General features: G+C 59.6%; 15 protein-coding genes and 1 pseudogene. 4 read left to right on the plus strand and 12 right to left on the minus strand.

Going from position 1 to position 15429, the window contains the following annotated elements:
• Positions 1-15: 15 nt before the first annotated feature.
• Positions 16-378, minus strand: coding sequence for a DUF3471 domain-containing protein (locus U5K31_10400; protein ID MDZ7773129.1), 363 nt, complete (start codon positions 376-378; stop codon positions 16-18).
• A pseudogene (locus U5K31_10405) lies at positions 361-1446 on the minus strand (serine hydrolase domain-containing protein). The gene U5K31_10400 and the pseudogene U5K31_10405 overlap by 18 nt, the downstream one beginning before the upstream one ends.
• Positions 1447-1779: 333 nt before the next feature.
• Between U5K31_10405 and U5K31_10410 the strand changes: the two are divergent.
• Both U5K31_10410 and U5K31_10415 read left to right on the plus strand, forming a co-directional pair.
• Positions 1780-2292 carry a hypothetical protein gene (locus U5K31_10410; GenBank protein MDZ7773130.1) on the plus strand — a complete coding sequence of 171 codons (513 nt, stop codon included), beginning with the start codon at positions 1780-1782 and terminating at the stop codon, positions 2290-2292.
• The gene (locus U5K31_10415; protein MDZ7773131.1) at positions 2289-2891 is read left to right on the plus strand and encodes a hypothetical protein; all 603 of its coding nucleotides are present in this window, start codon (positions 2289-2291) and stop codon (positions 2889-2891) included. Before U5K31_10410 ends, U5K31_10415 begins: the two co-directional genes overlap by 4 nt.
• Before the next feature lie 132 nt (positions 2892-3023).
• Here the strand turns inward: U5K31_10415 and U5K31_10420 are convergent, their stop codons facing one another.
• Positions 3024-3662 carry a hypothetical protein gene (locus U5K31_10420; GenBank protein ID MDZ7773132.1) on the minus strand — a complete coding sequence of 213 codons (639 nt, stop codon included), beginning with the start codon at positions 3660-3662 and terminating at the stop codon, positions 3024-3026.
• Positions 3663-4047: 385 nt separating this feature from the next.
• The gene (locus U5K31_10425) at positions 4048-5727 is read right to left on the minus strand and encodes a formate--tetrahydrofolate ligase (protein ID MDZ7773133.1); all 1680 of its coding nucleotides are present in this window, start codon (positions 5725-5727) and stop codon (positions 4048-4050) included.
• Between the two features lie 184 nt (positions 5728-5911).
• Between U5K31_10425 and U5K31_10430 the strand changes: the two genes are divergently transcribed.
• A complete protein-coding gene (locus U5K31_10430) occupies positions 5912-6238 on the plus strand; it encodes a hypothetical protein (protein MDZ7773134.1) in 327 nt (108 codons plus the stop codon).
• Positions 6239-6265: 27 nt separating this feature from the next.
• Here U5K31_10430 and U5K31_10435 read toward each other — a convergent pair whose 3' ends face one another.
• From U5K31_10435 to U5K31_10465, 7 genes are all read right to left on the minus strand, one after another.
• Complete coding sequence (locus U5K31_10435; protein ID MDZ7773135.1) at positions 6266-8131, minus strand: Xaa-Pro dipeptidyl-peptidase; 1866 nt, start codon at positions 8129-8131, stop codon at positions 6266-6268.
• A 90-nt stretch (positions 8132-8221) separates the two neighbouring features.
• The gene (locus tag U5K31_10440) at positions 8222-8623 is read right to left on the minus strand and encodes a hypothetical protein (protein ID MDZ7773136.1); all 402 of its coding nucleotides are present in this window, start codon (positions 8621-8623) and stop codon (positions 8222-8224) included.
• 21 nt (positions 8624-8644) lie between these two features.
• Positions 8645-9121, minus strand: coding sequence for a hypothetical protein (locus U5K31_10445; protein ID MDZ7773137.1), 477 nt, complete (start codon positions 9119-9121; stop codon positions 8645-8647).
• A 104-nt stretch (positions 9122-9225) separates the two neighbouring features.
• On the minus strand, positions 9226-10056 hold the full coding sequence (locus U5K31_10450) for a hypothetical protein (GenBank protein ID MDZ7773138.1): 831 nt from the start codon (positions 10054-10056) through the stop codon (positions 9226-9228).
• Positions 10057-10158: 102 nt separating this feature from the next.
• The gene (locus U5K31_10455) at positions 10159-10932 is read right to left on the minus strand and encodes a methyltransferase domain-containing protein (GenBank protein MDZ7773139.1); all 774 of its coding nucleotides are present in this window, start codon (positions 10930-10932) and stop codon (positions 10159-10161) included.
• A gap of 95 nt (positions 10933-11027) precedes the next feature.
• On the minus strand, positions 11028-13079 hold the full coding sequence (locus U5K31_10460; protein ID MDZ7773140.1) for a hypothetical protein: 2052 nt from the start codon (positions 13077-13079) through the stop codon (positions 11028-11030).
• Between the two features lie 49 nt (positions 13080-13128).
• The gene (locus tag U5K31_10465) at positions 13129-13842 is read right to left on the minus strand and encodes a DUF305 domain-containing protein (GenBank protein MDZ7773141.1); all 714 of its coding nucleotides are present in this window, start codon (positions 13840-13842) and stop codon (positions 13129-13131) included.
• Positions 13843-14307: 465 nt separating this feature from the next.
• On the opposite strand from U5K31_10465, the gene U5K31_10470 reads away from it, so the two are divergent.
• Positions 14308-14958 (plus strand): hypothetical protein, encoded by a 651-nt coding sequence (locus tag U5K31_10470; protein MDZ7773142.1) that lies wholly within the window; start codon positions 14308-14310, stop codon positions 14956-14958.
• A 12-nt stretch (positions 14959-14970) separates the two neighbouring features.
• Here U5K31_10470 and U5K31_10475 read toward each other — a convergent pair whose 3' ends face one another.
• Positions 14971-15417 (minus strand): MaoC family dehydratase, encoded by a 447-nt coding sequence (locus tag U5K31_10475; protein ID MDZ7773143.1) that lies wholly within the window; start codon positions 15415-15417, stop codon positions 14971-14973.
• Positions 15418-15429: the final 12 nt, after the last annotated feature.

Below are 15429 nucleotides of genomic sequence, written 5' to 3' on the forward strand. Positions count from 1 at the left end.
ACCAGGTATGGTCGCCTAATTCGTTTTCTCGCCCCGGGTGCTTCCCGCCACAAGGATGCCTGTGACCCGGCCGTCCTCCTGCAGGAACTCCACGGGCGTCATGTCAGACTTCATGAAAAACTGCGTGGGACTTTCAGGCAGCAGGGTGAAGGGTGCCCCGATGGCCGGCACCTCCGCGGTGAGTCGGCCGTCGGTCAAGGAGACGGTGGCCTCCCCTATACCCTCCATCCGGTAGGTACCTGCCAGGCGTTCCAGCTGGGCGGCGTCCAGTTCGGCCAGCACCTTTTCAGGGGGATTGTAGCCGGGCCAGCTGTAGAGGTCGGCTACCGTATAGACGATCTCCTGCATGAGGCGCCCCCCGTTGTCTCCATTGGTCATGACCACCAGGCCACCCCTCCCGTCCTTGTATCCTATCATGATGCAGCGGAAGCCCTCGTTGCTGCCGCCGTGGCTGAAGGCTAGGGAATCGGCGGAGATGCCCGGCCCGAGTCCTTGGCCGTTCATGCCGGGAGTGAGCATCTCCCGGGTGGTCGACTGGCTTAAAATGGTGCCTTCTCCTCCGGCGTAACTCTGCTGTACCTGCAGCACATAGCGGGCCAGGTCCGAGGGCGTAGTCCAGAGGCCCGCGGCGGCCATCTCCGGATAGACGTGCCAGTTTCCGTCGATCTTGCTGCCGTCGGAACGGTAGGCGGAGGCGGCGCGCCCGTGCATGGACTCGGGCAGGGGTTGCCGGTAGGTGCTGGCGTGCATGCCGGCCGGTTCCAGCACACGCTCCTGCAGGAGCTGCGGAAAGGGTTTTTCGGCCACATCGCTGATCATGAGCTGCATGACTGTGTAGCCCCCGCCAGAGTAGCGCCAGCTTTCACCCGGCTCCTTGAAGACCTCGATGGCGTCCGTGTTGCCCTCCCCTGAGAGCACTTGGACCGTGGTCGGAAGGGTGTCCCTGCGGCTTTAGCCCGGGAATCCCCATACGGTAGTGCCGGCTGTATGATTGAGGATGCGGCGGAGGGTGACCTTCTCGTTTTCGGTAAACCCGTTGCCTTGCAGCTGCCAGCTCTGCAGGTAGGCGTTGACGTCGCGGTCCAGTTCGATGAGTCCATCCTCAGTCATGTCGAGGGCGGCCAGTGCGGCCACCGGCTTGCTGATGGAGGCGGCCTGAAAGAGGGTTTCGGTGGTGACGGGCCGGTCCTCTTCACGGTCCGCCATGCCGTAGCCCCGGGCCCAGGCGATCTCCCCGTCCTCGATGACGGCGATGCTCACGCCGGGCACATTCAGGCTGTCCATGCGTGCCTGAAGGGAGGCTGTGCGGGGCTCCTGCCCCTGGATGGTATAGAGGGGAAGGACCGCATCTTCCAGTTGGGCGATGTGCGGGTCGGTCCGTGAAGTCTCGGGTGTGCACGCGGTTGCGAGCAGTAACAGGCACAGGAGTAGGTGGCGGAATTGCATGGGCGGGGGTTTGTCCGGGAGTGGTTTGAAGGAATCTACGGAATCGGAGGCTTAAAGTTTATGCATTCATATCTGAAGGTATGCCAAACTTTAATGGGTGCTTCCCAGCGCCCGCATGCACTACGTCGTTCCCAGTGTGGGACTGAAGAGTGCAGTCGTGGCCGCCAAGGCGATCGCCATGATGACCGTGGGAAGGATTGCAGGGAATTTGCGAACGGCGGCCCAACATTGTTTCTTTTTCTTCGTACCGTTTTGCCCGGGAAGAAAGGGATCACGGGAAGCCATCCCGTTGACAGCACAGGAGCGACAACCGAACGCGCAAACGTACGATCCATGTACAGCCAATTCTTTCACGCCGCTTTTAAAACTCTTCGCACATCGTTCATCCCGGCCGTCCTGCTGGGCTGCATGCTCCTGCTGGCGGCGGCCCCTACCCACACGGCCCGCGCCCAGCAGGCCGAGACCCTCTTCGACGGTATTGAGTCCCATGGCGGTTTCGGGGAGCTCGGCGTGGACTACTACGCGCAGACGGGATACGGCGGATTCGAAATGGAGTACTACAACCGCTCCCACCGCCTGGTCCATGTTACCCTGTCGGCCATGATCGGGGGCGGGGGTATCGGGGTCTCCCGCGACTTTGAGGACGACGAGGTACTCGGGGACTACCAGACCTATTTCCTGCTGGAACCGGCGGCCAACCTGGAACTTAATGTAGCCAGCTTTTTCCGCATCGCCGCCGGGGTCAGCTACCGGCTGACCAGCGGCATCGACAAGGCCGGTTTTGACGACGGCCATTTCTCGGGACTCACAGGAAAACTCACCCTGAAATTTGGAGCCTTCCTATGAAACGCATTGCACTGCTGCTTGCCATTACCCTTGCGCTGGCCGGAACGGCGGCGGCGCAGGAATCCGAAACCCTCTTTTCAGGCGATGCGAGCCACGGCGGCTTCGGTGCCTTGGTCTACGGGGGCACGGAGGTAAACGGACAGTTCACCTACCTGCAGGGAATCCGCGGGGCCTGGGTGATCCGCTTCGACTCGGGCCAGGCGCTCAACCTGGGCCTGGCACGATACGAAACCCAGAATGCTTTCGACCCTGCCGGATGGGAAGTCGCGGATGTCTCCCGTCCCGATATGACCACCGAGTACCGGGGCTTTGAAGTGGAGTATGTCAACCGTTCAATGAAGCTCCTGCATTTCAGCGTGCAGGCGCTTATAGGGACCGGGGAGGTGGAGTACGAGGAGGAGCTCTTTCCGATCGATAACTCCGACTCCTATTTTGTGCTGCAACCGGGAGTGAATCTCACGGTGAACGTGACCGACTGGTTTCGCCTCAGCGGAGGTGTCTTCTACCGCCATGCCGGCGGGGTGAATCTTCACGGGACTGGCAACAAAGAACTTTCGGGGTTTACCACCTTTGCAGCTCTGCGCTTCGGCTGGTTTTAGTCCAGCTCCATAATTTCCACTTCGCCCGTTTCGGTATCCAGCAGGGCTGAGGTGGCCCTGCCATCGAATCCGTGGGCAGTGCCCGGGCCGCTTCGTTCAGAAATTCCGATAGCCTTTGAGGAAACTGCTGATTTACTTCTGGGCCGAAACCCGTTTGTTGAAATAGCGTTTCATGAAATACCCATAGGCCAGACCGGCCACGACCCATATGGGTACGCCGATCAGCGCGTTTGTCCAAGTTAGGGCTTCTCCCATAACCAGTGGAAAAAGCAGGGTCATGATGATGTACATGAAGAAGGCGAAGCTCAAACCGCTTTTGATCCAGGGATAATCGGCCGCAAAGTCCTTTGCAATGGAGAGATCCAGGTTTTGGTATCGTTCAGGCTGACGTTCCAACCACCGTTGCTTCAGTGAGGATTTAAACCAACCCCAGATGGGAAAGGTGACGGCCAGAAGCAGCAAGGTGGTCGCGTTTATCAGGCAGGGAATGATCTCTCCACATTCAGGACAGTACAGTCCGAACCAGTTTTTTGAGGCGGTGCCGTTAGTACTGGACCAGGTCGCCTGCGGATGCCGTTCACCGCAGTGGGGACAGGGCACGTAGCTGCGGGCTATCCGCGGTTCGTCGGATTCTTGGTCTTCCAGCTGGACCTTCGGTACGCGGCGGCCTGCAACAAGTTCCACGATCGCTACGCCCGGGTTGATGATCCAGTGCAAATTGAGCCAGTTGGTCCAATCGTACACTTTGTAGCGGTCGTCAAATGTATTCATACCCATTCTTCGGTTTCAGGTTTTTTGGGATACCATCGACAGAAGCTGGCCGTATCGTATCCCGCTCATGATCGGATTCTGAATGTGAAACACAGCAACCATGTCAATGGCAGGCATTCGACGGTAACTTGACGGAAATACCAGTCAGAGGCAAGCGGTAGTCGGCATTGTTGATATACCTGTTGATGTTCTGTCTGACTCGTTCAGCGAACTGGTAAAGTCGGTTCATCGGCCCTTTTTTTGCTGTCTATGGTCCGTGTTCTTTCTTTCGAGTGGGATTGGAAAATGACACTACAACTGTTTCCACCCTCCCGTCGTGTACCGCCAACGATCCATGTTCCGGTAGAATGGGAGGAAAACAGTCTACCTGCCCGTGACGCTTACCCTAGAACAGACCGGTGATGGTTCCGTCTTCATCCACGTCCATATGTACGGCGGCAGGTTCCTTGGGCAATCCCGGCATGAGCATCATGTTGCCACAGACGATGACTAGGAAGCCGGCGCCCGCAGAAAGCTGAACGTCGGTGACAGTCAGGGTGAAATCGCCCGGCACGCCCTGCAGCTTGGGATTGTCCGATAGGGATGACTGCGTCTTGGCAATGCAGATGGGAAGATCCCCGTATCCCAGACTCAGGAAACGTTCCAGGTTACGGCGGGCGGTTTTCTCAAAATAGACGTCCGTCGCCCCGTACATGCGGGTGGCCACTGCGCGGATTTTCTTTTCCATGCTCTGTTCCAGGTCATACAGGGTCACCTGATCCGGTTCTTCTACACTGTCAGCCAGCTCCGCAGTCTTTTCGGCCAGCTCCAGTGTGCCCTTACCGCCTTTGGCAAAGGCCTCGTGGGCGGCGCATTCCACGTCCATTTCTCGGCAGAGGTCGCGGATCATGGTCACCTCCGCGTCGGTATCGTGCTCGAAGCGGTTGACGGCCACTACCACGGGCATCCCGAACAGTTTCATGTTTTCGATGTGACGCTGTAGGTTACCCAGGCCTTTCTTCAGGGCGTCGGCGTTTGGTTGCGCCAGCTTGTCCTGGTCCGGGGAGACGCCCCCGTGGAATTTCAGCGCCTTGGCCGTGGCTACCAGCACTACGGCGGAGGGCCAGAGGCCGGAGGAGCGGCAGACGATGTCAAAGAATTTTTCCGCGCCCAGGTCGGCTCCGAAACCGGCTTCCGTCACCACGTAGTCCGAGAGTTTGGATGCGATCCTGTTGGCCAGCACGCTGCTGGTGCCGTGGGCGATGTTGGCGAAGGGGCCGGCATGCATGAGCACTGGCACGTGCTCCAGGGTTTGCACCAGGTTGGGCATGATGGCTTCATTGAGGGTGACCGCCATGGCCTTGTGGGCGCCGAGGTCGCGGGCCCGGACGGCCTCCCCCGAACGGGTGTAACCTACGACGATGCGCCCCAGGCGCTTCTTGAGGTCGGCGCGCGACTGGGCCAGGGCCAGGATGGCCATGATTTCGGAGGCGGCCGTAATCAGGAATCCCGACTCGCGGGGGATGCCGTTTACGCGTCCCCCGAGTCCCACGACGATCCGGCGCAGGGCGCGGTCGTTCATATCCATGGCCCGGTTCCACAACGGCTGGGTGACATCGATGTCTAACTCGTTGCCCTTGAAGATGTGATTATCCAGCATGGCGGCCAGCAGGTTGTGAGCGGTGGAGACGGCGTGCATGTCACCGTTGAAGTGAAGGTTGATGCGCTCCATGGGAATGACCTGCGACCAGCCGCCGCCGGTGGCCCCGCCCTTGATGCCGAAAACCGGTCCCAGCGAGGGCTCCCGCAGTGTGATTATGGTGTCACGGCCCAGCCGGTTGAGTCCCTGTCCCAGTCCCACCGAGGTCAGCGTCTTTCCCTCCCCGGCTGGTGTGGGGGTCATGGCGGTGACCAGTATAAGTTTTCCGTCCGGGCGCGAGGACAGCTTGTCCAACACCCGAAGACGGATCTTGCCGGTGTACTTGCCGTAAAATTCGAACTCCTCCTCTTCCAGTCCCAGTTCAGCCATAAAATGGCGCATGTGTTTCATGGGGGCCTGCTGTGCGATGGCGATGCTCTCTTTCATGATGTGTGGGGTCTGTAGTAATGGTTATAAGCTTTGCGGCCCAAGATGGGAAACAGGGTCCTGCAACCTCGTACGATATTGGCGATCGAGGCGTAGGGAAATCCCTGAAATGCGGTCTCTCCTACCTTTCCTGCGGAAATTTACGTAGCATGTAGAGGTCAACCGCAACGCAAAGCCCGACGACATGAAGAATCGAATCGACGAAACGCGGCCGCAGGCCGCCCGGGGAAACAGGCTGCGCCGCTGGACCGGCCTGGCGCTGGTGCTTCTTACGGGATTTCTTTTCACCAGCTGCGCGCCCGAATCCATAGGCTTCGCCGAAGCGGCCGTCAAGGAGCCGCTGGGATTCTGGTATGGACTCTGGCACGGCATTATCTGTCCCATCACCTTTGTGATCTCCCTGTTCGACTCCGACGTGGCCATCTACGCCATCTACAACAACGGCGCATGGTACGACTTCGGTTTCGTGCTTGGGGTGGGCACCCTCATGGGCGGCTCGCGCTCGTCGTAGATCCGATCGCTTCGGCCCTTGCTGCACCTACCAGCCTGAAAAGGCCTCCTCGCCGCCCACCACGGGAAGGGTGAGAGAGGTGCCGTCCAGGTCCACCGTCAGCCGGGTGCCCGGTTCGGGCCATAGCGTAAAGTCGCGGTCGCTGGAGAAGATCAGCAGCGCGATGCGCTGCCCTGCGGGAATGACCTGGTCGTCGGGCTGCAGCTCGAAGCTGAATTCGTAGAACTCGCCCGGTATCAGGTCGGCGCTTTCCCGGAGATTGCCCCTGTTCTGGGGGTCGGCCCAGCCCCGGGTGATGATGTTATCGTAGATCTGAGTGTTGCGCCCCTCCTGCCAGGGGAGGGCGACCAGCCAGGCCGTGAGGTTGACGGCCTCCTCGTCGCTGGCCATGCGGATGGTGAGGGAGGGGACCCCGGAGATATGTACCGAGTCGGTGAGCTCCGGCGTCAGGTAGATGAGCCGGTGGTCGGTGTATTCGGCTTTTGCCAGGGCTTCCCCGGAAAATGAGTAGTTGTCTGTCAGCGTCTCGCGACCCTGCGGTCCGGGAGCGTCCAGGGTGAGTCCTCCCTGCCGCGGTGCGCCGGCGGTCAGCCGCAGCGTGACGGGGGAGGCCGCCGGGTTGGGGAAGTCGGCGTAGGCGGTCGGATTCTCGCGGTCATCTCCCTCGCGCACGATATGTGCCTTGTCGGTCTCGTTTTCCACCCCGTTTTCCACCCCGAAGAGGTAGCGCGTGAACCACCTGTTCATCATGGGCGTGGGCGGTGATCCTCCGTGACCGCCCTGGTGGTAGTAAATCTGTGCGGGCAGGCCCATTTCACGGGCTTTGCGATAGATCCGGTAGCTGTGCTCGGGCATCACGTTCCAGTCGTTGAAACCGTGGGACATCAACAGGGCCGCCGTCATGTTTTCCATCTCGTTCAGGTAATCACGTCCGGCCCAGAAGTCATTGTAATCGCCGGTAATGCGGTCCTGATTCTGTGCCATGATGGAGTCACGGTAGACCGAGTCGGCGTAGGCCCGGCTCTCGGGGAACCCGCTGTGGATGAAATCGTAGAGCACGTCGATGTCCTCGCCCAGGTAGCCTCCCGGGTGACGCACCAGCCCGTGAGAGCGGTAGTAATGGTAGTAGGAAGTGTTGGGCGCCACGGGAATGATCACCTCCAGTCCCTCCACGCCGGTGGTGGCTGCGGCCAGCGGCAGGGTGCCGTTGTAGGAGGTGCCGGTCATGCCCACCTTGCCGGAAGCCCAGAAGGCCTCCACCTGCTCGTCGCCCTCGCGGGTGGTGAAACCCCGTGCACGGCCGTTGAGCCAGTCGATGACCGCCTTGGGCGCCAGCGATTCGTTTTCCCCGCCCACCGTAGGCGATCCCTCCGAACGGCCGGTACCGGGGGAGGAGGAGTGCACTACCACGAATCCGCGCGGCACCCAGGTCTCTACATGGGAGCTGGAAATCATCTCCTGGTCGCTGCGGTGGCGGATGGGGGCGGGATGGGCACGCTCAGGCGGCCGCTCGCCGATCTCGTGACGTACGTCCCAGAAGATGCTGTCCACCAGCCCGGCCACGCCGGAGTAATAGGGGCTGGTTTCGTAGATCACCGGCAGCTTCAGGTCGCCCGATTCGGTCTGGGCGGGACGGGTGACGTCCACGTGCACGCGGTCGCGCTGGCCGTCTCCGTCGGTGTCGAATTCGGTTTCCACCCAGAGGTGGTGGCGTATCCATTCCTCAGGGTTGTCGAAAGCGGGGATCACCTGGGCCCGGCCGTCTTCGATGAGGGGCACCGTGGGGGTATCGGCGTCTTGTGCGGCGGCCTCAGGGGTGGCGGTGAAGAGGATAGCGGCCAGCAGGGCGAACAGGGACAAGGCGTTGGAAGCGCGGCGAAGGGTTCGTTGCATGAGAATGTGTGGGCTTTCGTTGGGGGTGGTCGGGTTGAACCGGCGGGTAATATGATTGATCCTGCGGAAAATTGAAAGGGTCGAGGCGCGTTACAAGTGTTCGTTGGACTGCCTGAAGGTATAGAGCGCTACCGGCGCCAGGAAGGTCCAGATAAGCACCACCCGCCAGAGCCGCCCGTCCAAGATGTTGAAGTCGTAAAAAAGCCCCGGCCAGGGATAGCCCATCACGACATAACCGAAGAGGAACTCGAAGGACAGGGTGAGAACCACCCAGGAGAATCCCACCATCACCCCCTTGCGCTTGGACCCCAGGTCCAGCCACGGCAGGATATACCAGACGTAGATTCCGAAGAAGAGGATGAAGGCGACACCGGAAAGTTGGTGGGTGGTCAGATCGTCCAGCAGGAAGGCGAACAGGTATTCCCGTAGCAGGCTATTCAGAATGGTTATGGGAATGACGGGGCACCAGGCGATCAGGTATTTCCATTTCATGGGCGGTACGTATGGTTTGAATCAGAGGATGAGGGCTACGACCAGCCCAAGCAGGACTGTCACCAGACCGCTGATGCGCGACAGCCGAATGGGACCTCTAAGTCCTATCCACCGGATTGTTTCCGGTGTGGCAAAGGGGAAGTAGTATACCGCAATTCCTGTGCATGATGTGAGCAGGCCCACCACAAGCAGTATGATATCAGCTGACCAGGATAACAACAAGGCTGCCAGGACCAGAATTACCATTAGCGCCGAGATGGCTAGTACCGTCCACAGGGCTGTGCGTCCCCGGCGGAGAAGGCGATCGTTGAACGCACGCAGCCGTTCTTCATTTTGAGGTGCCACATGGAATGACTTCTTTACCCTGAAGCCGAAACGATCCAGGGTCTTGAGGGTCACCGGCCTGGCAGAAGGATCACGCTTGCCGGACCATACGTCGATGGGAGCATTATCAGGTGTGGCCATGGCATTTGAAGCTGCCGAAAACTCTCTTGGCATGAAGCTCGTGCTAACTCTTCTCCAGCAGCTCGAGGCGGAGTATAAATTGTTGCAGGATCATGAGGGTTTTGGAATCACTTTCTCATTCCAAATATTCTGAATGACTACAACACGAATTGCCATATGGCAGCTCCTCCAACCTGTAAAAGTGTCAAAACAATAAAATAGAGCAGGTAGCCGAGAATCAGGCTTAATACGCACTTGGCGTAATCCTCGGAGTATCTCAAACCAAAAAAGTTTTTGTATACCCATATGAAATATACCATGCCAATAGCGGTAAATGCGTATCCCATGTAATCGCTGGTGGCACTTCTGCCACCTCCTGCCATCAAGGCAATAAGGGGCGCGAGGGAGAAGAGAATAATCTGGGCTGAGGAATAGAGGTTGAGGACCGCATGCTGTACGAACTTTCTTTTGGTACCGCGAAACATCAGGTAACTGGTCACGGCCAGGGACGGTGCCATGAGAAATATGAGATTCAACGAGAGGTATTTGGTCGAAAGCAGGATTCCCAGCCTTTGAACGTTGTCCAGAAAGGTCTTTACTTCTCCGGGCATGTCGTTCCGCATGGCGTCGTTGCCAATCTGACTAAAGGCCTCCCTTAAAATATGTTGCATGTCCAGCCACCCTGTAGCCAGGAGAACATAGAAGCCGCCCAGGAACAGGGCGTAGCGGAAGGGTTTCATGTAACGTCCCGGTTCCTCGAAGTAGGAAGAGACGACTACACCAGGCATTTTGAACAGGTCGTAGAGCGTACCCGGCAGGCCACTGTCCACGTTGATCACATCGCTTACGAGTTCCCGACCCAGCCGATTCAGGCTATATGGAGAATCGCCGTTTTCCGGCTGGCCAGACGCCTGCTTTTCCGCCGTTTGGCTTCCTATTTCCTGCTGCGATGCCACTGCCTGTCCCGGTGTCTCTTCTTGATTCCCCATACCTGTGCATACTTGTTCCCGTTTCGACGGGCAGTACGGACCAAGTATAGCCAAACTGCGTGAATTCGCAAATATGACAGCGGTCCTGAATCTCTTTTGCGGTCATCCAGGTTTCCTGCCTGCCACGCACCAGACGCGGTGCGGCACGGCGACCGGTTCAGGATGGTTCTCTGAGAGGTGGCGAGCGAGATCGGCGTCAAAACTCCGTACCTCTCCTGGCGAAAGACCACCCGATCCTACCCCGTTGCAGGTGCGCATGCGTCCCCTCCAGGCTTCATGGGTAAACGCCTCCTCGTGATCATAGCAAAACTGCTCATCCAGGTCAAAACCTCCCTCGATGACCCCGTCCACCAGTGCCGGATACTGCCCCGAGAAACCGGACATGGACCAGTCGGGATTGTAGCGGTGCACCAGTTCCTCGGTTTCCCGGGCCAGTGAAGAATGCCGGGCAAGGTAGGAGTAGTAGGCGATGACAAGCAATCCCCCGGGACGAAGAAGGCGGCGTGCTTCCTCGAGTGCGGCGGGACCGTCAAACCAGTGCCAGCACTGTCCTGCGGCAATCAAGTCGAAGGCCCCGCCTTCCAGTCCGGTGTCCTCGGCTTTGCCTTCCATGAATTCAGCTCGATCTGAAAGTTCCTGTTCGGCGGCCAGCTTCCGGGCGGCCGCTACCTGATCGGGGGCCACGTCGATACCGGTGACCCGGCTGCCCCGGCGTGCCAGTTCAAGGGCGATGACGCCTGGACCGGTTGCCAGATCAGCTGCAATGGCGTTCTCGAGAGGAGCAAGTGTTTCCAGGCGATCATAGAAGAAGTCCGGGAACCCGGGCCGGTACCGGGCATAGTCGCCGCTATGCCGGCCGAAATCGATTTCACTCATGGAGTATTGCTATGGGTTTGAACTAAAAAAAAGACCGGTTCCGCGGATAAGTCAACCGCAAAACCGGTCTTTTTAAATGAAGCCCGTTGCCGTTTTTAACCGGCGGCGAGCTGTCGTACGGCCTCGGCCATCTTGCGAATACGGGTGGCGTCGGACGAAGAACCCGCAGTGCTCTCCAGGTCGCCTGCCAGCTCACGCAACATACGAGCGCGGCGGGAGCCGGAAGCGTTCTCGGCCTCGGCGATCTGCTGCCGAAGGTCACCGATGCGCTGCATGTCCAGGGCGCGTCCGCGTTCCAGCTGGTCCAGGTAGGACTTGGCCAGGGCGAAGCTGGCCGGCCAGACGTACTTGGGCTGACCCTGGGCGTTGAGGTAGTCCAGACGCACGGTGTTGGCCGCGTCAATCTCGTTTTGTGTGAGATAGTCACTGGGCGTCAGCTCGAAGATGTCGAGTCCACGTGCAATTTCCGAGCTCACAATGGAGCCGTTGTACCAGTAGACCGACCAGCTGCCCGCGCTTTCCATCTGCTCAGCGCTCAGGGGTCCCCGGTCGTGGAAAGCGATTTCAATGGGGTTCTCCGGATCGGTCCAGTCGAAGATCGAGATGCCACCCTGGTACCAGGCCTGCACCATGATATCACGTCCCGGAATGGGAATGAGCGATCCGTTGTGGGCCACGCAGTTCTCCAGGGTGGTCTGCGGTGCGGGGAGCTTGTAGTAGCTCTCGAAATTCATCTGCCCGTTTTCCACGGTGAAGATGGCGTTGGCGCCCCACTCGTAGGGATCCAGCTCGCGGCACTTGGGCTGGCTTCCTCCGCCCCACTCGTCGGTGAACAGCACCTTGGTGCCGTCGTTGTTGAAGGTGGCGGAGTGCCAGTAGGAGAAGTTGGAATCGGCCACTGCGTCGATGCGAACCGGGTTGGCGGGGTCGGAGATGTCAAGCAGCAGGCCGTAGCCCTCGCAGGCGCCGCCGGCCAGGTCGATCTCGGGGTAGAGCGTAATGTCGTGGCATTGATCGGGTCCCCGCTGGATGGTTTCCTCCTCATCCTCCTCGTCGTCGTTGCCGCCGAACTGGGCTTCGATGCGTTCGGCGAGGGTTTCCCTCAGAGCCGCACTGTCGGCGGCCGTGGGCTCGCCGGTGCCGCCGCGTTCGGCCACCACCTGCTCCAGAAGGGGACGGATCCAACGGGGGGAGAGCACGCGGGGACGTCCGAAGACATCGGCCACGAAGGCTCCCTGCTGGCGGGCTTCTTCAATTTCAGCCAGGTCGGCCGGGGAGAGACCGTGTGAGGGGGCGTCCACCAGATCCTCAAAAATGCGGGGAGAGCTCACGATGGCGGCCTGCTCGGGGTTGTCCAGGGGTACCTGGATCACCTCGATGCGGAATAGCGCCGAGCTGGGATCCTCATCCGGCATTAGATCCACGCACCCTGGCAGCTCCTCTTCGGGACGCACGGAGGCAGAACCGGAAACATAGACATAAACGTTATCGTTATCGTCCGGGTCCTTCAGCACCGAGTGGGTGTGGGAGCCGCGGCACGTCTGCACGTTGGCGATATACTGCGGATTCTGCAGGTCAGTTACGTCAAAGATGCGGATGCCGCGCAGGCGCTCCTGGCTCACCGCCTGGTCCACGCCCTCCGTACCGCAGTCCAGGCGTCCACCGTAACCCTCGCCTGAGACAAAGAGAAGGTTCTCGTAGATGGAGACGTCGCTCTGCGAGGCAGGACAAAGGTAATCCACCACCAGTTCAGGCGAGGCCGGATTGGAGATATCCCACACCATGAAACCGTTGTAGTTACCCTGGATGGCGTAGTTGTCTTTGAAAGCCAGGTCGGAGTTGGTCACCCCGAGGAAACCTTCGGGAGGCGGAGTGTGCGACACTTTCCGCATGTTCCAGATGGCCTCCTCGGCGTCAAACAGTCCCGCCTCCAGTCCCACGCGGGGATCGGGGGAAGGCCGTTCGGCCTGATCAAAGGTCACCACGCTGGAGGAATAGGAGGATCCTGCAGGAGAGGTGTCTTGCATAGAGGAGGAGGGGGCGCAGGCCCATACTCCGAAGAGCAGAACGAAGGCGCCCGCCCAGAGTTTCAGGGGCAGTTGTGTGATGGAAGAGCCCCTTTTTGCGAGGCGTGAGAAGTGGTTCATGGCTGGTCTTGTTGGTTGATGGCTTGCTGTTAGGTGGGTGAACGCCGCTTCAGGGATGATTGCCCGGGTCGGACAGCTCTTCGAGCATGAGCTTCATGCGTTCAATTTCGGTAATCTGGTCGACCTGTATGTCTGAGGCGAGCCGGAAGGCATCTTCTTCCTGGGCGGCCCCGTCGGTGTTCACCAGGTTGCGCACCATGGTGACGGCGCCCATGTGGTGGTCGATCATGTAGCGGAGAAAGAGTCGGTCGAAATCGGTGCCTTTGGCCTCCGACAGCTCGACGAGCTGCTCCTGGGAGAGCATGCCGGGCATGTTGGTGTGGTCGGCGTGCTCCTCGTGGTCCATGCCCGGAATATGGATCATCAGGTTGAGTCCATCGATGTGAACTTCGGGAACAGGCTGCCCGCGGCGCCGCAGCCAGGTCTGCATGGTGTTTATCTCGTCGCGCTGGGCGTTGATGATGCGGGCCGCCAGGATCTGCAATTGTGCGCTGGCCCCGTTTTCGGGAGCCAGGCGCGACATGATAAGGGCTTGGGCATGGTGGCCGATCATGCCGATCATGAAATCCACATCGGCCTGCGAGAAAGTCATCCTCGCGCTGTCTATGCGCGCCCAGTAGAGCTCTTCCATCCGGTCCTCGCTGGGGGCGGAACTGGCGGATCGGTCTGTGGCCGTCTGGCTGCTTTTGCATCCTGCCGCACCCAGCATCAGAAGCAGGGTGATAAGAAGGAAGGTGGTACGTTGGGTGTTACTGATATTCATGTAAGGGTTCTGTACACTTGTCGATGTTCCATCTGTCACGGGTCCCGAGGATGTCAGGTGCGTATATTACGGTTTCACAGGGGTGCCCGCGATGAACAGTTCGCCTAGTATACCTCCTGTAGGGCAGAAAAACCAGAGTTTTCGGGTAGAAAGTATGAAAATGGGCTAAAATACGCGACGGGCCATCCGTTGCCTGCATCGCTGAAAATTTTACAAAAAATGGGGTTTTTCCCTGCATACATTCGCCTGGTTTTATCGTACGATGCTCGTCTTAACAATGGGGCCGGACGTGCGGTGGGAACCGGCCTCGCCAACCATCAATTACGGAATACAGGTACAACCTGGGAAAACCATATGAAAAGCTATTTGTTTAGAACTATCACTCTTTGCGCGACCCTGCTGCTGGGATCAATATTTGCCTCTCCGGCGCATGCTCAATTCCGGGATGGAGCGCAGCAGGATACCTTGACCGAAAGCCGCGACCAGATGCTGTTGGGACTCATCGACAACAGCCTCGGTTCCCTGGCGGCCAACGACCGGTGCATGCGGCGTACCGGTGGACACATCCTGCTGGGACTGGGTATTGGCTCGGCCGTCGGCGGCGCGGCCACGCTGGCTTTCGGTGAGGGGGACGACGCGAAGATTGTGGGCTGGTCCCTCATCGGGGGCGGCGCCCTGCTGGGCGGGGTTAGCCTGATTCCCCTCAAGGTGAAAAGCGAAACCGAGCGACTCTATCTTGAGTTTGAGGAGATGCCCTCGGAAACGCCCGAGCAGATCCGACGGAAGTACCTTTACTGGGACAACCGCTTTGCCGAGCTGGCCGAAAAGCGGCGCATGGAGCGCATTATCGGGGGCGTCACTACCATCATCACCGCCGGCGCCACCACCCTGGCTATCAAGGAGTTGGGCGAGGAGCGCCTGCACACCTTCGTCTGGCCCACGCTGGCCGGTGTGACCACCCTGTTGGTGAAGACCGACGCCGAGCGCCGCTTCGACACCTACCGTAGCGCCAAGGAAGAGCTGCTGCGTGACGGCGTTCGTGCCGAGGTTCGGTTGGGCGTGGCCCCTCTGCCCACAGGCGGTTTTATGGGTTCGTTGCGTGTGAGTCTTCGGTAACGGGGCTGGCAGCTATTCGCGGGTTTCCAGGGGCATGGTATAGCAGAGCGCCTCTCCTTCCAGAACCAGCGTGCCGTCGTCGCGGGTCACCGTGGTCCGAAGTTCGGTGATGGGCTTGTCGTCGCGCACGTCCGTCACTTCCACCTCGCCGGTAATGCGGTCACCGGGTCGGACCGGCGCGCGAAAATTCCAGTTCACGTTCAGAAAAACGGTGCCGGGACCGGGCAGCTCCTGGGCGACCACGGCGTTGAGGATGGCGCTGGTGATGCCGCCCTGCACGACGATCTCCCCGAAACGACTGGAGCGCGCGGCCTCCTCGTCGTAGTGCAGAGGATTCCGGTCGCCGGATATCTCCGTGAATTTCCGGATGTCTTCAGCGCCGACCTCCCGGGACATCTGCGCTTTCTGTCCCACCTCGGGTCGTCCGCTGGACCAGGTATCGCTTGAGTCATTGCTCATAGTGGTTGGTGT

Source organism: Balneolaceae bacterium (assembly GCA_034521445.1).
Classification (GTDB): Bacteria; Bacteroidota; Rhodothermia; order Balneolales; family Balneolaceae; genus JAXHMM01.

Excerpts from the sequence above, each read along its gene's own strand:
- U5K31_10460 (MDZ7773140.1), bottom strand. The coding sequence starts at position 13,079 with ATGAACCACTTCTCACGCCTCGCAAAAAGGGGCTCTTCCATCACACAA.
- U5K31_10430 (MDZ7773134.1), top strand. The coding sequence starts at position 5,912 with ATGAAGAATCGAATCGACGAAACGCGGCCGCAGGCCGCCCGGGGAAAC.
- U5K31_10440 (MDZ7773136.1), bottom strand. The coding sequence starts at position 8,623 with ATGAAATGGAAATACCTGATCGCCTGGTGCCCCGTCATTCCCATAACC.
- U5K31_10455 (MDZ7773139.1), bottom strand. The coding sequence starts at position 10,932 with ATGAGTGAAATCGATTTCGGCCGGCATAGCGGCGACTATGCCCGGTAC.
- U5K31_10400 (MDZ7773129.1), bottom strand. The coding sequence starts at position 378 with ATGACCAATGGAGACAACGGGGGGCGCCTCATGCAGGAGATCGTCTAT.
- U5K31_10415 (MDZ7773131.1), top strand. The coding sequence starts at position 2,289 with ATGAAACGCATTGCACTGCTGCTTGCCATTACCCTTGCGCTGGCCGGA.
- U5K31_10435 (MDZ7773135.1), bottom strand. The coding sequence starts at position 8,131 with ATGCAACGAACCCTTCGCCGCGCTTCCAACGCCTTGTCCCTGTTCGCC.
- U5K31_10445 (MDZ7773137.1), bottom strand. The coding sequence starts at position 9,121 with ATGCCAAGAGAGTTTTCGGCAGCTTCAAATGCCATGGCCACACCTGAT.
- U5K31_10475 (MDZ7773143.1), bottom strand. The coding sequence starts at position 15,417 with ATGAGCAATGACTCAAGCGATACCTGGTCCAGCGGACGACCCGAGGTG.
- U5K31_10425 (MDZ7773133.1), bottom strand. The coding sequence starts at position 5,727 with ATGAAAGAGAGCATCGCCATCGCACAGCAGGCCCCCATGAAACACATG.
- U5K31_10450 (MDZ7773138.1), bottom strand. The coding sequence starts at position 10,056 with ATGGGGAATCAAGAAGAGACACCGGGACAGGCAGTGGCATCGCAGCAG.
- U5K31_10465 (MDZ7773141.1), bottom strand. The coding sequence starts at position 13,842 with ATGAATATCAGTAACACCCAACGTACCACCTTCCTTCTTATCACCCTG.
- U5K31_10410 (MDZ7773130.1), top strand. The coding sequence starts at position 1,780 with ATGTACAGCCAATTCTTTCACGCCGCTTTTAAAACTCTTCGCACATCG.
- U5K31_10420 (MDZ7773132.1), bottom strand. The coding sequence starts at position 3,662 with ATGAATACATTTGACGACCGCTACAAAGTGTACGATTGGACCAACTGG.